The 15,221-nt window shown below is 35.4% G+C and carries 21 protein-coding genes; 14 read left to right on the plus strand and 7 right to left on the minus strand.

The window, feature by feature from the left end; translation table 11 throughout:
- Positions 1–15 precede the first annotated feature (15 nt).
- On the minus strand, positions 16–513 hold the full coding sequence (locus AN964_RS06490; protein ID WP_055738922.1) for a phosphatidylglycerophosphatase A family protein: 498 nt from the start codon (positions 511–513) through the stop codon (positions 16–18).
- 205 nt (positions 514–718) lie between these two features.
- On the opposite strand from AN964_RS06490, the gene yutH reads away from it, so the two are divergent.
- Positions 719–1,732 (plus strand): spore coat putative kinase YutH, encoded by a 1,014-nt coding sequence (yutH, locus tag AN964_RS06495; protein ID WP_055738923.1) that lies wholly within the window; start codon positions 719–721, stop codon positions 1,730–1,732.
- 139 nt (positions 1,733–1,871) lie between these two features.
- On the opposite strand, the gene AN964_RS06500 is transcribed toward yutH, so the two are convergent.
- Entirely contained in the window at positions 1,872–2,108 is a 237-nt protein-coding gene (locus AN964_RS06500; protein WP_055738924.1) for a NifU family protein, read from the minus strand.
- Positions 2,109–2,248: 140 nt separating this feature from the next.
- Between AN964_RS06500 and AN964_RS06505 the strand changes: the two genes are divergently transcribed.
- Together AN964_RS06505 and AN964_RS06510 are read left to right on the plus strand one after the other, a co-directional pair.
- Positions 2,249–2,575, plus strand: a complete 327-nt coding sequence (locus tag AN964_RS06505; RefSeq protein WP_055738925.1) for a YuzD family protein — start codon at positions 2,249–2,251, stop codon at positions 2,573–2,575.
- A gap of 125 nt (positions 2,576–2,700) precedes the next feature.
- Positions 2,701–2,940, plus strand: coding sequence for a YuzB family protein (locus tag AN964_RS06510; RefSeq protein WP_055741159.1), 240 nt, complete (start codon positions 2,701–2,703; stop codon positions 2,938–2,940).
- A gap of 36 nt (positions 2,941–2,976) precedes the next feature.
- On the opposite strand, the gene AN964_RS06515 is transcribed toward AN964_RS06510, so the two are convergent.
- Positions 2,977–3,663 carry a DUF2225 domain-containing protein gene (locus tag AN964_RS06515; protein WP_055738926.1) on the minus strand — a complete coding sequence of 229 codons (687 nt, stop codon included), beginning with the start codon at positions 3,661–3,663 and terminating at the stop codon, positions 2,977–2,979.
- A 237-nt stretch (positions 3,664–3,900) separates the two neighbouring features.
- Here AN964_RS06515 and AN964_RS06520 point away from each other — a divergent pair, with 237 nt between their 5' ends.
- Entirely contained in the window at positions 3,901–4,263 is a 363-nt protein-coding gene (locus tag AN964_RS06520; RefSeq protein ID WP_055738927.1) for a HesB/IscA family protein, read from the plus strand.
- 218 nt (positions 4,264–4,481) lie between these two features.
- Here AN964_RS06520 and AN964_RS06525 read toward each other — a convergent pair whose 3' ends face one another.
- Positions 4,482–5,480, minus strand: a complete 999-nt coding sequence (locus AN964_RS06525) for an NAD(P)/FAD-dependent oxidoreductase (RefSeq protein WP_055738928.1) — start codon at positions 5,478–5,480, stop codon at positions 4,482–4,484.
- Between the two features lie 387 nt (positions 5,481–5,867).
- On the opposite strand from AN964_RS06525, the gene AN964_RS06530 reads away from it, so the two are divergent.
- The 6 genes from AN964_RS06530 (at position 5,868) to AN964_RS06555 (ending at position 11,230) form a co-directional block, all read left to right on the plus strand.
- A complete protein-coding gene (locus tag AN964_RS06530) occupies positions 5,868–7,085 on the plus strand; it encodes an NAD(P)/FAD-dependent oxidoreductase (RefSeq protein ID WP_055738929.1) in 1,218 nt (405 codons plus the stop codon).
- Between the two features lie 193 nt (positions 7,086–7,278).
- Complete coding sequence (locus tag AN964_RS26280) at positions 7,279–7,410, plus strand: YuiA family protein (protein ID WP_161809218.1); 132 nt, start codon at positions 7,279–7,281, stop codon at positions 7,408–7,410.
- A gap of 357 nt (positions 7,411–7,767) precedes the next feature.
- Positions 7,768–8,094: a YuiB family protein gene (locus AN964_RS06540; RefSeq protein WP_055738931.1), complete on the plus strand. Its 327-nt coding sequence runs from the start codon at positions 7,768–7,770 to the stop codon at positions 8,092–8,094.
- A gap of 142 nt (positions 8,095–8,236) precedes the next feature.
- Complete coding sequence (gene spsC, locus AN964_RS06545; protein WP_083489245.1) at positions 8,237–8,959, plus strand: stationary phase survival protein SpsC; 723 nt, start codon at positions 8,237–8,239, stop codon at positions 8,957–8,959.
- Between the two features lie 310 nt (positions 8,960–9,269).
- Positions 9,270–10,769, plus strand: a complete 1,500-nt coding sequence (locus AN964_RS06550; protein ID WP_055738932.1) for a leucyl aminopeptidase — start codon at positions 9,270–9,272, stop codon at positions 10,767–10,769.
- A 257-nt stretch (positions 10,770–11,026) separates the two neighbouring features.
- On the plus strand, positions 11,027–11,230 hold the full coding sequence (locus AN964_RS06555) for a hypothetical protein (RefSeq protein ID WP_055738933.1): 204 nt from the start codon (positions 11,027–11,029) through the stop codon (positions 11,228–11,230).
- 58 nt (positions 11,231–11,288) lie between these two features.
- On the opposite strand, the gene AN964_RS06560 is transcribed toward AN964_RS06555, so the two are convergent.
- Positions 11,289–11,654, minus strand: a complete 366-nt coding sequence (locus tag AN964_RS06560) for a YuzC family spore coat inner layer protein (protein ID WP_055738934.1) — start codon at positions 11,652–11,654, stop codon at positions 11,289–11,291.
- 143 nt (positions 11,655–11,797) lie between these two features.
- On the opposite strand from AN964_RS06560, the gene AN964_RS06565 reads away from it, so the two are divergent.
- Complete coding sequence (locus AN964_RS06565; protein ID WP_437177111.1) at positions 11,798–12,178, plus strand: PaaI family thioesterase; 381 nt, start codon at positions 11,798–11,800, stop codon at positions 12,176–12,178.
- Positions 12,179–12,254: 76 nt separating this feature from the next.
- On the opposite strand, the gene kapB is transcribed toward AN964_RS06565, so the two are convergent.
- Entirely contained in the window at positions 12,255–12,644 is a 390-nt protein-coding gene (gene kapB, locus AN964_RS06570; protein ID WP_055738936.1) for a kinase-associated lipoprotein KapB, read from the minus strand.
- A gap of 157 nt (positions 12,645–12,801) precedes the next feature.
- Between kapB and AN964_RS06575 the strand changes: the two genes are divergently transcribed.
- On the plus strand, positions 12,802–13,404 hold the full coding sequence (locus AN964_RS06575; RefSeq protein ID WP_055738937.1) for a peptidylprolyl isomerase: 603 nt from the start codon (positions 12,802–12,804) through the stop codon (positions 13,402–13,404).
- A gap of 264 nt (positions 13,405–13,668) precedes the next feature.
- Positions 13,669–13,878 (plus strand): hypothetical protein, encoded by a 210-nt coding sequence (locus tag AN964_RS06580; RefSeq protein WP_126649482.1) that lies wholly within the window; start codon positions 13,669–13,671, stop codon positions 13,876–13,878.
- Positions 13,879–14,125: 247 nt separating this feature from the next.
- On the opposite strand, the gene AN964_RS06585 is transcribed toward AN964_RS06580, so the two are convergent.
- Positions 14,126–14,332 (minus strand): helix-turn-helix domain-containing protein, encoded by a 207-nt coding sequence (locus AN964_RS06585; RefSeq protein WP_055738938.1) that lies wholly within the window; start codon positions 14,330–14,332, stop codon positions 14,126–14,128.
- Between the two features lie 417 nt (positions 14,333–14,749).
- On the opposite strand from AN964_RS06585, the gene yugI reads away from it, so the two are divergent.
- Positions 14,750–15,142 (plus strand): S1 domain-containing post-transcriptional regulator GSP13, encoded by a 393-nt coding sequence (gene yugI / locus AN964_RS06590; protein WP_055738939.1) that lies wholly within the window; start codon positions 14,750–14,752, stop codon positions 15,140–15,142.
- The last annotated feature ends 79 nt before the right edge of the window (positions 15,143–15,221 follow it).

Consider the following 15,221-nt stretch of genomic DNA (forward strand, 5'->3'; position numbering starts at 1 on the left):
TTACACGCCTTGTTTCTATTCATTATCAGCACGATGGGCTAGTCTACTGGAAGCGGCTGCAGCAATTGCACCCACAATATCATCTAAAAAGGTATGACAGTTCCCGCTTGAATGATCATTTAATTTTTTTAGTATTCCAGGTTTTAATTTGTCAATATAACCGTAATTTGTAAAACCAATGGAACCATATACATTGACAATCGAAAATGCGAGAATTTCATCTACACCATAAAGACTTTCATCCACTGCTATTATGGATTGTAATGGCTCGTCTAATAATCCTTTTTCTGCTAACATATCCATTTGAATACCGGTTAATATTGCGTTTTGAACCTCGCGCTTTGAAATAACACGCTCAACATTCTCAATGCATTCCTTCAAATTTAAATCCGGATGATATTTCTTTTGTAAAAACATAACAAGCTCCGCAATATCTTCTATTTGAACTCCTCGTTTTTTTAGCCAAAGTCGTGCTGTTGTTTCAGATTCATTCATTGCTTGTTTTTTTTCCATATTGGCCACCTTTTTTCATTTTTATATTCCTCATTTTTCCCTAATCTGGTTCATTTACAAGGCAAAAAAGAAAAATTCAAAATTCATATTCCTTGTAATTTTGAACAACGTGATAATTAATGGGGTTACTTCATATATATGATTGAATATGGTTTTATGTAATCTTCCATAGATGATTTTATTATTTCTTGAAGGAGGTGTCAGAGTGTCGGTTGACTTGTTGCAGCAATATTTTCAAATCCAGCCTGAAACTTCTTTTCTTGATGGAAAATATATTAGATATTTAAAAGAAGGCAATTTATATACTCTTGTTCCTGTTACCAACATAAAGGAAGAAGTACTTGTGGAATTATATTTAATGTCCGATCATCTTTCCCGTCAAGGTGATCGAAATGTATCGACATTTTACGCTTCGAAGGATCAAAAGTTTTTAATTACCCATCATGAAGAGGATTATGTCCTCTTATTTAACTCTTATACAAAAATCCCTAAAAAAAGAAGTCTTGGCAGAAAGTTAGCAAAGTTTCATCAACGCGGGCGATCGATAGAAGCTCAAATTCAGCATACAAGCAGCATTGGACAATGGAAAATATATTGGGAAAAAAGACTAGAACAATTGGAAAAAGTATGGTATCAAGTAGTACAAGAAAATCCGAATAACGATTTTGATCATATGTTTGTTGAGACCTTTCCATACTATATGGGGATGTGTGAAAATGCGATTCAGTATTTAGTGGATACTGAATTGGATGAGGAAACCCTTGATATAGATGCTGGTACGGTTTGCCATGATCGGTTTAATAACGAGATTTGGGGAAACAGAATGTGGATTAGAAATCCATTTGATTGGGTATTTGACCACGCCAGCAGAGATATTGCGGAATGGATTCGGCAGCAATATTTTAGGAAAAGCAAATCATTTTTACCTGATGTGCAAAATTTCTTAGAAGAATATGAGGGAATCATCCCCTTATCCAATTTTTCTTGGAGATTAATTTTTGCAAGGCTTTTGTTCCCTTTACATTATTTTGAGTGTATAGAACAGTATTATTTAACAAATTCAGAAAAGCAGCATAAACAGTTAGAGGAACGGTTGCATAAATATAAGCGGGATTCTACTGAATACGAAAGCTTTTTAGGTACTTTTTATCGTTTGATGGGAAGAGATCCTGGTATATGGAATATTCCTGAAATAAATTGGTTCAATGTATCATCGTAGAAAAATGGAAGTGCTTTGCTCACATCGGAGTAATCCTTAACGAAGGCTGCTTAGATTAGACAATAAAGAATAGGAAAGAAAACTAATGATTTCTTAATTTTAATAAAAAAAGGCGATTCCCAAGGAATCGCTTTTTTTATTAAAATACTTGTTCTACTTCCACTACACCGGGAACTTCCTCAAATAAAGCACGTTCAATACCAGCTTTTAACGTAATGGTGGAGCTTGGACATGTTCCGCATGCACCAAGTAAGCGGAGTTTCACAATTCCATCCTCCACATCAACTAATTCACAGTCACCGCCATCACGCAATAAAAATGGACGCAATTTATCTAATACTTCTTGAACTTGTTCAATAATAGTTTCTTGAGACATTTAAAATCGACTCCTTTCCATAATCTTATTATAATAAGTTTAAATAAAAAAATCTATTATTGATTCTCAATGAATGAAGATGAATTCTTCTTCCGTTTTTGAAAATCTTGTGTAAAATAAAGAGAGAAGGGGAGAGAAAAATGAAAAAACAAGTTAAAATTGTGGTTTATGGTGCAGAACAATTATGTGCTAGCTGCGTAAATTTACCTTCCTCAAAGGAAACGTTTGAATGGCTTGGAGCGGCAATTTCCAGAAAGTATCCGGATCAGCCTTTTGATATATTGCATGTAGATATCTTTAATCCTCCTAATGAGGAAGAGCTTTCAAAGTTTGCGAAAAGAGTAGTGGAAGAGGATATGTTCTATCCGGTTGTCACTTTAGAGGGAAATGTTGTTGGAGAAGGAAATCCACGTTTAAAAGTCATATATGAAGAACTGGAAAAATATGGATATAGTTCTGAAGGATAAATAAAACGATGATGAGGATTCTTGCAAAAGTGTCCTCTTATTTTTGTTGGATTGATTACCTAAACACTGTCTCGTTGACGATAGAACTGAAATGGAGTAGGATAATCATTGGTAGAGAGGTGATTATCTTGAATCCAATAATTGAGTTTTGTGCAAGTAATCTTGCAAGTGGTTCGTATAAAGCTTTAGAAATATTGGAAGAAGACCCAAATCTGGATATTGTTGAGTACAGCTGTCTGGATTTTTGTGATATATGCGGGGAAGCTATGTTTGCATTAGTGAACGGTGAGTATGTGAAAGGAGATACTGCCGAAGAGCTAGTGGCAAATATATATAAATATTTGGAAGAAAATCCAATGTTTTAAAAAGGAACAGAGATCTGTTCCTTTTTATATACCTATTTATGCTTGATTCATTACGTTACGCATTTCATTCCATTGATCACGTGCCATTTCCACTATTGTTCTTTCCGAAGCAGAGGCTTGTTTTTCAAGCACTTTCGAAAAATAAAAAACGGCTTCTTTATACTGGCCAGTTCTTCGCAGTAATTCTGCAATTAAATATAGAATTTTCAATTCAGACATTTGCGAACCTCTGAAATCGTCATTTACATAAGAATTAATATATTCCTGAACAGCCATCTGAAGAAAGCGTTGTTCTTGCTCATCTTCGTTCATACGATAAAGCCAAGCAATTCTTAAAAATACACCAGCCAAAGTAACTTTTTTCTCCCGTTTTATCACTGCACAATAGGATGCAAGCTTGTATGCATTTATGGCTTGCTGAATGGACCGTTCGTGCCCAAAATCTTGCGTTTTCCAGTGCATACTAACCTTTTCGTTTAATTCTTCTTTTATTGCTGGAACGATATATTTCGAAAATTCATCAGAAAAAGAAAACCCACAATGCGGGCAAACATATATATTGTATAATACAGGATTTATTTCCTTTGATTTATAGTTAGGACAGAAGTCCTTATCGTAAAAATCAACTTTAACATAGCTGGATCGTATTTTTAATGATGTGAACTTGTTTTTGCATAGTAGACATTCAAAATTCTTTTCATAGAAAGGTGATAAATGTCCCATTAGTATCAACACCTTATATAGATTTCTGTGACATTTGGAGTATGTCTATATACTTATTATAAATAGAAAACGGAAAAATGGAATAATAAACTATATTGTTTGTTCAAGTTCGAATGGTTGAGAGATGTCATTAAAGGGTATATAATAAAGAAAAAGTTAGTAATGGAACAAGTACACGAGTATTTTATTATTATATATAGGTAGTATTAATGGTAAAAAAATCGGAGGTGTAACAAGTTGGGTGAAATTATCACTTTATCTCAATCGGCTGCAAATCAAGTAAAAGATATGATGAAACACAATGAGGAAGAGGGAGCCTATTTACGTGTATCCATTAATGGTGGAGGCTGCAGCGGTCTTTCTTACGGAATGGGATTTGACCATGAAAAAAAAGACGGCGACCATGAAGATGAGCAATTTGGGATTGCCATCTTGGTTGATCATGAAAGCGCCCCATTATTAAAAGGAACGAAAATTGATTATAAAAATTCGTTAATGGGCGGCGGATTTACAATAGATAATCCTAATGCACTTGTAACTTGCGGCTGCGGATCTTCATTTAAGACTGCTACTAACGCTGGAACTCCAGAAACCTGTTAATAAAAAAGCTGTTGATTATTGAAATCAACAGCTTTTTATTATGATGATTTTAGAATTTATAAGTTTTTTCCGTCTAAGGTCTAAGTGGTACTCCGGAGCATATCGGCTAGCGAATTTCTTGATCTTATCCTTATGATAAGCCATCATCGACTCGTTCCTCGCTGCCTTCAAATTTCAATAATCGTAAAGCAGATGAGGATGTGCATACGCTTTTCTAATTATGATGGAAACAAGGATGTACTATGCATTGGCTGCAGACGCGATTTTGGATCTATGTAGGCCTTCGCATTGCTGACTGCAGTTGGAGCTTCCCCAAAGCCTGTAGCAATTAATTTAATCTTGCCATCAAAGGTGCAAATATCGCCGGCTGCATAAATACCAGGGATATTAGTCTCCATTTTCGAATTAACAACAATGGAGTTTTTCTCTATTTCTAATCCCCAATTTTTAATAGGTCCTAGTGATGAAATAAATCCATAGTTAACAATTAGAGCATCAAAATCAACTGTATCTTTTTTATCTCCTTTTACTTCTTCTAATACTAGTTGTTTTGCCTCATTTTCATCACCTATTAATTCTACGGGTACAAAAGGAGTTTTTATTTCTACCTTTGATGCTTCAAGCGTTGCAACACTATGTTCATGAGCACGGAATTTGTCTCTGCGATGGATAAGTGTAACTTTCTCAGCAATAGGCTCTAACATTAGTGCCCAATCAACCGCAGAATCGCCACCGCCAAGGATTGCCACTTTCTTACCTGCAAATTGATTCATATCATTTACAAAATAATGAAGGTTTTTTCCTTCATATTGAGAAGCGTTATCCAATTCTAAGCGGCGGGGCTGGAACGCACCAACTCCAGCTGTAATAATAATGGTCTTGGAATAATGAATTTCTTTGTCTGTTATAAGCTTAAAAGATCCGTCTTCTAGCTTTTCCACCTCGTTAACAGCTTGGTCTAAACAAATAGTTGGAGAAAACATAGATATCTGCTCTGTTAGATTATTAACTAAATCTTGAGCTTTCACCTTTGGGAAACCTGCAACATCATAAATATATTTTTCGGGATAGAGGGTGGATAGTTGTCCGCCTAATTGTGGTAGGCTCTCAATAATTTTAACGCTAGTTTGGCGCATACCACCGTAAAAGGCTGTAAATAATCCAGTTGGTCCTCCTCCGATAATGGTTATATCATAAACTTTTTGATCCTCTTTCAAAAGAACCCCTCCATTAGTACAATTATTCCTATATATAATATCATATCCCTGCTATCACCATGTAATCTAATACATACAGAACAAAACCGAACATAACTTTTTTGAATCTTCATAAGTTTTCATATTCCTAAATATATATTGAAAAACAGGGATAAAAGGCATATCATGTAATAGGGAATTATGTTCATTTTTTTTTGACAAATTTTTTTTGTCTTTTTTTATGGCTCTTTTCTAAATATGCAATTTTTATATTCGAAAACAGCCTTTATTATGGATATGAACGGATTAGTGAAAAAAATCACATACTAAAAATGTTAATAAGCGTACAATTGTGGTGGAAATAATATAGCCATCATTAATTAAAAATAAAAGGTGGAAGTGATACAAGTGAGAAAGCCCAAAATTGTTGTTTTAGGTGCTGGATATGGTGGATTAATGACGGTAACGCGTCTTCAAAAGCTTATTGGAAGCAATGAAGCGGAAATTATTCTTGTGAATAAAAATGAGTATCATTATGAAACAACATGGCTGCATGCTGCATCTGCAGGAACTTTACATCATGATAGAGTTCGCTATGATATAAAAAAAGTGATTAATGGGAGTAAAGTACAATTTGTTCAAGCTACAGCCGAAGCGATTAGAATGGATGAGAAAAAGGTTATTTTAGATAATGGGGAAGTCGAATTTGACTATCTAGTCATCGCATTAGGTTCGGATTCTGAAACATTTGGTATTAAGGGTCTTGATAAGTATGCATATGCCATTACAAATGTAAATGCAGCACGTCAAATTCGTGAACATATTGAATATCAATTTGCCACTTATCATAATGAAGATGAAAAAAAAGATGATCGATTAACGATTGTTGTTGCTGGTGCTGGATTTACAGGAATTGAATTTTTGGGAGAAATTACAAATCGCATTCCAGAACTTTGCAAAGAATATGATGTTGATCGTTCGAAAGTTCGGATTGTTTGTGTCGATGCCGCTCCTATGGCATTGCCGCAATTTGATCGTGATTTAGTAGATTATGCCATATCTTTGCTTGAAAGCAAAGGTGTTGAATTCCACTCTGGTACAACGGTTCAAGAAGTGAGAGAAGATAGTGTTCTGATTTGTAAAAAAGGAGAAGAACCTCAAGAAATCAAATGTGGAACGGTTATATGGTCTGCTGGTGTTCGCGGTAATTGCATTATAGAAAAATCAGGAATTGAAAATATGCGCGGCCGTGTCAAAGTAAATCTTGATTTACGTATCCCTGATAAAGACAATATTTTTGTTATTGGCGATTGCTCCCTTATTATTAATGAAGATTGTAATCGTCCATATCCGCCGACTGCACAAATTGCTATGCAGCAAGGTGAGGTATGTGCCCGAAATCTTGCTAAGCTAATCCATCATCAAGACAATTTAGAACCATTTGTTTTTGATGATAAAGGAACTGTATGCTCTCTTGGAGAAGATGATGCAATAGGTGTCGTATTTGGCAAGAAAATCAAAGGATCTAGTGCATCCTTTATGAAGAAGGTTGTCGATAACCGTGCGTTGTTTATGGTTGGCGGAACTTCACTTGTATTGAAAAAGGGTAAATTTAAATTATTTTAAAAAGAAAGCCGGTGGCAGTAGCCACTGGCTTTCTTTAGTTAACTTTTTAAAATATTTCGAAATTTGGAGTTTGAAAGGGTATGAGTGAATAAAGAGTATTTGTATTCGCTTACATTAAAGAAATAAGGTATTTACTGTTTAGGTAAAAGATGATATATTATCAGAAAATTTTAAAAAAGGAGTGGTTAGACAAATGAAAAGGAAAACGTCAGCTCCAGATACAAATAATTGTACCTATTGTTCAGGAAAAGGTTATTTTCAGCTTTTATTAGGCGGTTCCGAAACATGCCCATGCTGCAGTGGCACAGGCAAAAAAAATAATTAAATATGCCCTTATATGGTAGTGTAAGAGTGTCATGCCGGTGACACTCTTTTTTGTTGCAAAATAGCAAACAAATTATTTTTCAAGTTAAATCCTTGTCTATTTTCAGCGCATATCAACTAGCGGATTCCGTTTCCTCCCTGAGGGTAAAACATCAGGTGAAAATGGAAGTACTATATTCACTTGATAAAATTTCAAATTTTACTCGAAGAAATGGAAATGCTATTTTCACTCATCCGTACGCCGATGGGCAAGTGCTAACACTTTTCTATTAAATTGTTCAAATCTTCTTCATTGACGCATAATACATCTATTTAGTACACTTTATTTTAGTGTGCATCGTAGTAGGAGGTGTTATAGATGCAGCAAATGTCCATCCCAGTAATGATTATTTCAATGCTATTGTTTTTTGTATTATTTTTTGGAATTGGCTTTATTTTAAACATGTTATTGCGAATGACTTGGTTAATGGCGATTTTGTATCCGATCATCGCCATCTTAATTATTGATGATGTTCGATTTATTGATTATTTTACGGATACTGGCAATGCTTTTCATAAATTAGGTGTTAAATTAACTGCTCTTCACCCTTCCGACATTATTATATTAATTAGTGGATTGATTGGTGCCATTGTTGCTGGTATTACAATGAAAACATTGAGAAAAAAAGGATATCGAATGTTTTAAAGCCTTTACTATGTAATGGCTTTTAATTTTGTCTGATATTGATGCACTATTCTAATTGGTTAGAATTTTAAGTTTTTTTCACTTCTGATGAATATTTTAAATGAGATTGGGAAAGTAATAGATTTGGGAGGAGTGAAAAAACATGATAATGAATAAAACAATAAAACGAATATTAATGAGTGTGCTTTTTTGTATAGCAGTTTTTACGACCTTTCAAACACTTTCCGGAATTAAGGTGAAAGCAGCAACAGTAGATGTAGAAATAGAAAATTCCTATAATGGACAAGCTGGAGCGGATGACAACAGAACTTATCACAATAATAGCTATAAATCGTTAGACATTTCTTTAAAATCATTAAATCACATTGATACCATTGCAACCAAAATTTCTTCAAGTAATCCGGTAAAAGGAAATCCGCCAAAATTGGAGGATGCTTTTAACTGGTCGGAATACCCTAAGGTTACGGTAACGGCTACAGGTTATACGGCTGGAGTAGAGTCAACGGGAAAATATGCGAATGACCCTGAATATGGGATAACCTTTTCGGGGGTAAAAGTAAAGAGGGATTTGTATTCTACTATTGCAGCTGATCTAAATGTATTTCCAATTGGTACAATCCTATTTATTCCGGGTTATGGATATGGGGTAGTGGCAGATAAGGGTGGCGCTATTCAAGGGAATAGGTTGGATTTATATTATGAGACAGTGGATGATGTTTATCAGCAATGGGGGAAAAAAACTCTCGATGTGTATGTTGTTCAAAAGGGAGAGGGAAAACTAACTGAAAAGGAACTGTCCGAATTAAATGATAATAAAAAAATGCAGGTATTTAGACAGCAATATGTCAAAATGAAAAAAGAATAAGCGCAGGGTGTCCCTGCGTTTATTTTATAGGGCTTCTAACATTTTTCATTCTAATTGATAAATCAGGTCCTAAACACGGCAGGTTTAAATTCGGGCAACACCAGAATTATTACCTACTCAGCCAAGAATAGAGGAGTCTAAATAGGTTAATAATTAGGTATATCTGGGACAAATAGAATTAATCCTCATACTAGCACCTCAAAATGTACTAAGTTATGTCCATTTCCCCGTTCTTTAAATTCTGACAAAAGGAATTTAATATTCGAAATAACCTATGCATTCCTTTATAATGAAATGGGGGTGATTAAGGATGTTTCAATATGAAAACAAAAATCCTTTTGAAAATGAACAAGAATGTATTATTGTTGGGCTGAAGGACCAGCCGGAAAAATTCTCTGGAATATTGGAAGAATTAGATCTTAAATTTGACCGTCAATTAACAGAGCTTGTAAAATCAGGCGATATTTCTGCTAAACTTAAAGAAGTATCAAAAGTACATACACTTGGAAAAATCGCAGCAAAACGCGTATTCTTTGTTGGACTAGGAAAAGAGAAAAAATTAAGCTTTGATGATTTGAAGCAAGCATTTGGGAAAACGTTCAAAGAGGTAAATAAATTAGGTATAAAGCAGGCAGCTATTGCACTCGATACTTTTATTACGGAAGAAATCTCCCATGAAGATGCATCCCACGCTCTAAGTGAAGCATTTGCACTTGCAACTTATAAGTTTGAAGGATACAAGCAAAAATCAAATGCACCTGAAAAAAATATAGAAAAATTAAGTATTTATAGTGAGTATGACAAAGGGGAAATCGAATCCTCCTTAACAGTCGGTTTTGTGTATGGTAATGCTACTAATTCTGCGCGCACATTAGTGAATTTACCTGGAAATATGCTGACTGCAACCGATTTAGCTAATTATGCAGTGGAACTTGCTAAAAAATATGAATTCGATGTAGAAATTCTTGAAAAAGAGGATATGGAAAAACTCGGTATGGGTGCACTTTTAGCCGTTAATAAAGGTTCTGTGGAACCGCCGAAAATGATTGTCCTCAAATATCAAGGAAAAGAAGAATGGAAGGATGTAATCGGACTTGTTGGAAAAGGGATTACCTTTGATACGGGTGGTTATTCCTTAAAGACAAAAGCTGGAATTGTCGGGATGAAAACGGATATGGGTGGTGCCGCAGCTGTTTTAGGTGCGATGGAAGTCATTGGTGAATTGCGTCCAGAACAAAATGTGGTCGCTGTCATTCCATCAACAGACAATATGATTAGCGGATCCGCCTTCAAACCTGATGATGTTATTACTTCCATGAATGGAAAAACAATTGAAGTATTAAATACGGATGCTGAGGGACGCTTAGCATTAGCGGATGCAGTTACATATGCAAAGCACCATGGAGCAGGCTATATAGTGGATGTTGCCACATTAACCGGCGGTGTTATTACAGCCCTTGGACTGGATAAAACAGGTGCAATGACAAACAATGAAGCATTTTATGAGCAAGTATTAGAAGCGTCATTTGAAGCAGGGGAATTCATTTGGCTACTTCCATATACAGAAAATGACAAAAAACGGATTCGGAACAGTAAAATTGCCGACTTAAATAATTCACCAGGCAGTGAAGGACATGCGATTATGGGTGGTGGCTTTGTCGGTGAATTCGCAGAGGATACTCCGTGGGTACATCTTGATATCGCAGGAACAGCCACAACCAATCAGGAGCATGAATTAGGACCTGCTGGTGCAACAGGTGTAATGGTTCGTACGCTCGCCTTGTTAGTGGAACGATTTGAAATGATTTAATATTCAAAGGAAGCCAATGAAACACCAGGCTTCCTTTTTTTAATCGCCTCCGTCTCCTCTTTGCGGGTAAAACATCAGGTGAAATTTCAATTGCCAATTTCACTAGGTGATATTTGAAGTGCTAATTTCAGTCATCCGTATACTAGAGCTGCGGCGCTTGAGCGTTTTGTTCATATCGAGCACGGGCTTGTGCCCAGTCCAATTTTGTGCGTATGCATATAGTATAGATGATAGGAGAAAAAAGGAGGTAACCTAAATTGAATTATTATCATCATGGACCTGACCCTTATCAGCAAAGACAATTCCCGTTATTTTTCGGTGCACCGCTTCTTGGCGGATTTGTTGGAGGTTTAATCGGAAGTGCATTATTTAGACCGCGTCCTCCAATTTATGGAGGATACCCATACCCTGGAGGAGGCTATCCTTATCCACCGTATGGAGGCTATGGACCATATTATTAAAAGGTGGGCAAGTATTAATCAGAGTAAGGATATACTCTGATTGATACTTGCTTTTTAATTACATCCACCTAACACGTAATTCCACATGACAGCAATCTAATGGGTCATTTTTTCTGGATAGAATAAGGATGAGTCCGCTTGGATTAAAGCGAATGTCAGCTTTGCTTTTAATCCCTGTTTGAGCAATCATCTGGTTAACCTCATTTAAATTTGATTGTTGAGCAGCATTCATTAATTTTTTTGCAAATGCTTCTGTACTGGATATATGCCTCATTAACACCTCAGCATCCTTTAAGAGCGGGTCCATTTTTTTAGCGGAGTCCATAAACATTTTTGGATTTACTGGAAGGAATTGACGATGTGGAAACGTATATTTAGGAATTAAGGGATATACATGATAATAATGAAACGGATACCTATTCATCCTTTCATCCCTTCCCTGTTATCATTCATCTTTTATACATATGATGAAAATCATGAAATATGAAAAGGGTTTTTTAGCGATATCCTTGAATACATTAAAAGAATACATAAAAATATACTCAGAAGGAGGCAGTAATGATGGAAATGAAAAATACGTTAATGGAAGCTCTTGGTATTGATATTATTGAAATAGTCGGAGGTAAAGTTGTCGCAACTATGCCAGTCAATGATCATACACGTCAGCCTTTTGGCTATTTGCATGGAGGGGCGTCTGTTGCCTTAGCAGAAACGGTTGCAAGCGTTGGCGCTGCGAATTTAATAGATTTAGAAAATGAAATTTGTTTTGGGCTGGAGATTAATGCGAATCATATCCGATCAAAACGTGATGGAGTAGTAACCGCAACAGCGGAGGTTGTACATAAAGGGAAAAGCACACAGGTTTGGCAAATTCAAATTAAAGACGAAGAAGAAAATTTAATTTGCATCTCAAGATGCACTATGGCTGTTGTTCCAAAGAAAAAGTAAAAGAAAAGACAACCATTTTTCGAATGGACGAAAATAGGTTGTCTTTTTTCATATGCAAATGCTTGCTTTTCGTGTTTCAACGTTTGATGGAGTACATTGTTTCGTATTCTTTTAAAATGTTTTCCAAACACTCGATACTTTTTAGACTAAAAGGGGTATTAGCTGACATTAATTCATCGTAAAGCTTATTAAAAGCGTCTTGTAAGGATTTACTATAATCCGGAACTTCGCCATCGAAAGGCTTTACCATTTTTAATGGAATATTCGTTTGCTCTCGGAATGCTAATGCTTTTCTCTCATGGAAAAAAGGCACGTCTGTTTCTTTTGGATGATGTAAATCACCTTGCATCGGATGCTTTAAGACTGCTAATGTTTTTACTAAGTAGCGATCCGGGTGACATGCAGTGATTTCACCAACATATTTCCCTGTTTTATTAAAAAAAGTTACAATTTCACCGGTCTGCATCATAAATCTCCTCCGCTTAATTCAAGTGGAACTATATTAATATTATGAAAGGAAATTTCAAAAAAAGCAAAGAAATGGTATGGAGACTTGGCTTAAGGACAAAATTCTAGTAAAGTAGGGGAAGAAAGTACGACATACATTAAAGGAGAGTTTGAAAATGACAGAACAAAATACATATCCTCAATTAACAAAGGAAGTACTACAAAACGAAAAGCTCGTTGAAATGAAGACAAATATGGGAAGTATTAAAATAAAATTGTTTCCTGACCTGGCACCGAAGACAGTTGAAAATTTCCTAACTCATAGTGAAAATGGCTATTATGAAGGAATTATCTTCCACCGTGTTATTGATGGCTTTATGATTCAAGGCGGGGATCCGTCTGGAAATGGAACAGGCGGACAAAGTATTTACGGTGAGACATTTGAAGACGAGTTTTCTGAGAAGCTATTTAATTTACGCGGAGCATTGTCAATGGCAAATGCCGGGCCAAATACAAATGGAAGTCAATTTTTTATCGTACAAAGTAAACAAACGGATTCAAGGATGCAAGGACAATTAGAACAAGCAGGATATCCGGAAGTAATTATAAATGCATACATGGAAAATGGCGGCACCCCTTGGCTAGATTTCCGTCACACTGTGTTTGGCCACGTTGTAGAAGGAATGGATGTAGTCGATAAGATTGCTTCGGTTAAAACAAATATGCGTGATAAACCAGAAGAAGATGTTGTAATTGAAAAAATTACTGTTTTAAAATAAGGTAAAAGGCTGTCATTTTGGCAGCTTTTTTTGTACAAAAAATATATTGCCAGTCAACCTGCTTGAACAAGCCTTTATGAGGGTGAATCTGATCGGAAAAAGATTAGGTTGGCGTACATTTACATGTCGTGCCAGCAAACTATTGCACTGATATTTTTTAATAAAGTTGTCAAATCCCGGCTATTGGTTTTCAATATAAGAAGTTGATATAATAGATAAAGGCTATTATGATGATATTATTTTTAATCGAAAGGGAGTTAGGAAATGTTTAACCCTTTACATGCAATGGTATTAAACCTATTCTTATATTTTCCGGAGGATAAGAGAGAATATATTCCGGCTTTTATTTCCTTATCCATTTTCGCTATTCTTGCAGTCATTACGTTTATCATTATTTTAAAGGTAAATAAAAAACAGTTAACAAAAGCGCAGCAAATAGAAGAAAAGATTAGAAAAGATATGGGAAATAAGTGACGCTAATGGACCGACAGCATGTTGGTCCATTTGTCTGGAGAACGGACAGTTCAGAGAAGAAATTTATGCAAAAAAAAGGACGAGGCAAATTTGTCTCGTCAAAAAATAAAATAAAAAGGGGGAATACTAGTGTAGTTTTAGCCCAATGTTACCTGAGCCTCCACTAACAGAAAGCCTTGTAGTATAAGCATATCCAAATACTGCTAATGTTAAACTAGGTAATGAAAAAAATTATTCCAAAATTAAATTATGATTGGCCTTCTCCTGAGAGGGATGATGCTGGAACATCTAAAATGGTGGAAAGCTTGAAGATTGTTTCTGTATTTGGAACTTGATCACCAGATTCATATTTTTCTATCACAGCCGTACCTAATCTCGCCTTTAAAGCTAATTCTTCTTGTGTCATATTTCTTTGTTCACGGTAAAATTTTAGATTTTCTGCAAATGAAGCCAAAGTACATTCCTCCAAATCTAAACCTTTTCTTTATATTGTACCACAATCATTTCATTGTCATTTATTTAGAATCTTGAACTTTTTGTTCCAAATGTTCCGTTTAATTTGAAAAAAGGTTCATAAACAGAATATTTTACTATTGTAGTCTTTGACTGACCACAACGCCTATCGGTAAGTGCATTTTTATGTATTTTCCTTGCACTTCATGGCATCGACTCGTCCTTCTGATTCCTAAGAATTATATCGAAGACTACGAAAGTTACATTGGCACTCGAATTTCACTTATTCGGTTGCCAATGATTAAGGTACTTGCACTTTTGATAATAAGGGCTTATTTTTGCGTCATATAAACTGTTATGATATAATTTTTTATTGCGTATATACAGGAGAAATAAATAAGAAAATAGGAGTGATTCCATGACAACAAATTATGAAATTGGATCAGTATTAACTGGAAAAGTAGCAGGTATTCAACCATATGGCGCATTTATTGCACTAGATGAAAATACTCAAGGTTTAGTTCATATCTCTGAAATTAAGCACGGATTTGTAAAAGATATTAACGATCATTTAAGCGTTGGAGATGAAGTTAAAGTAAAGGTACTTTCTGTTGATGAAGAGAGCGGAAAAATAAGCTTGTCTATTCGTGCAACAGAAGAAGCGCCAAAAGCTGCACAGGCACCTTCTAAACCACGTCGTCGTCAAGCGAGTGTAAAAACAGAGGAACCTACAGAAGGTTTTAATACTTTAAAAGAAAAATTACAAGAGTGGATTTCACAATCTGAACGTGAAGATTTAATTAAGAAATAATAGAACAAAAGCGTAAGCGCCTTGCTCATCCGTTAGCAGGCACTGGTGCTTATTTAAACGAAAATAAAATCCAGGCTTC

The organism is Heyndrickxia shackletonii (assembly GCF_001420715.1).
Taxonomy (GTDB): Bacteria; Bacillota; Bacilli; order Bacillales; family Bacillaceae_C; genus Margalitia; species Margalitia shackletonii.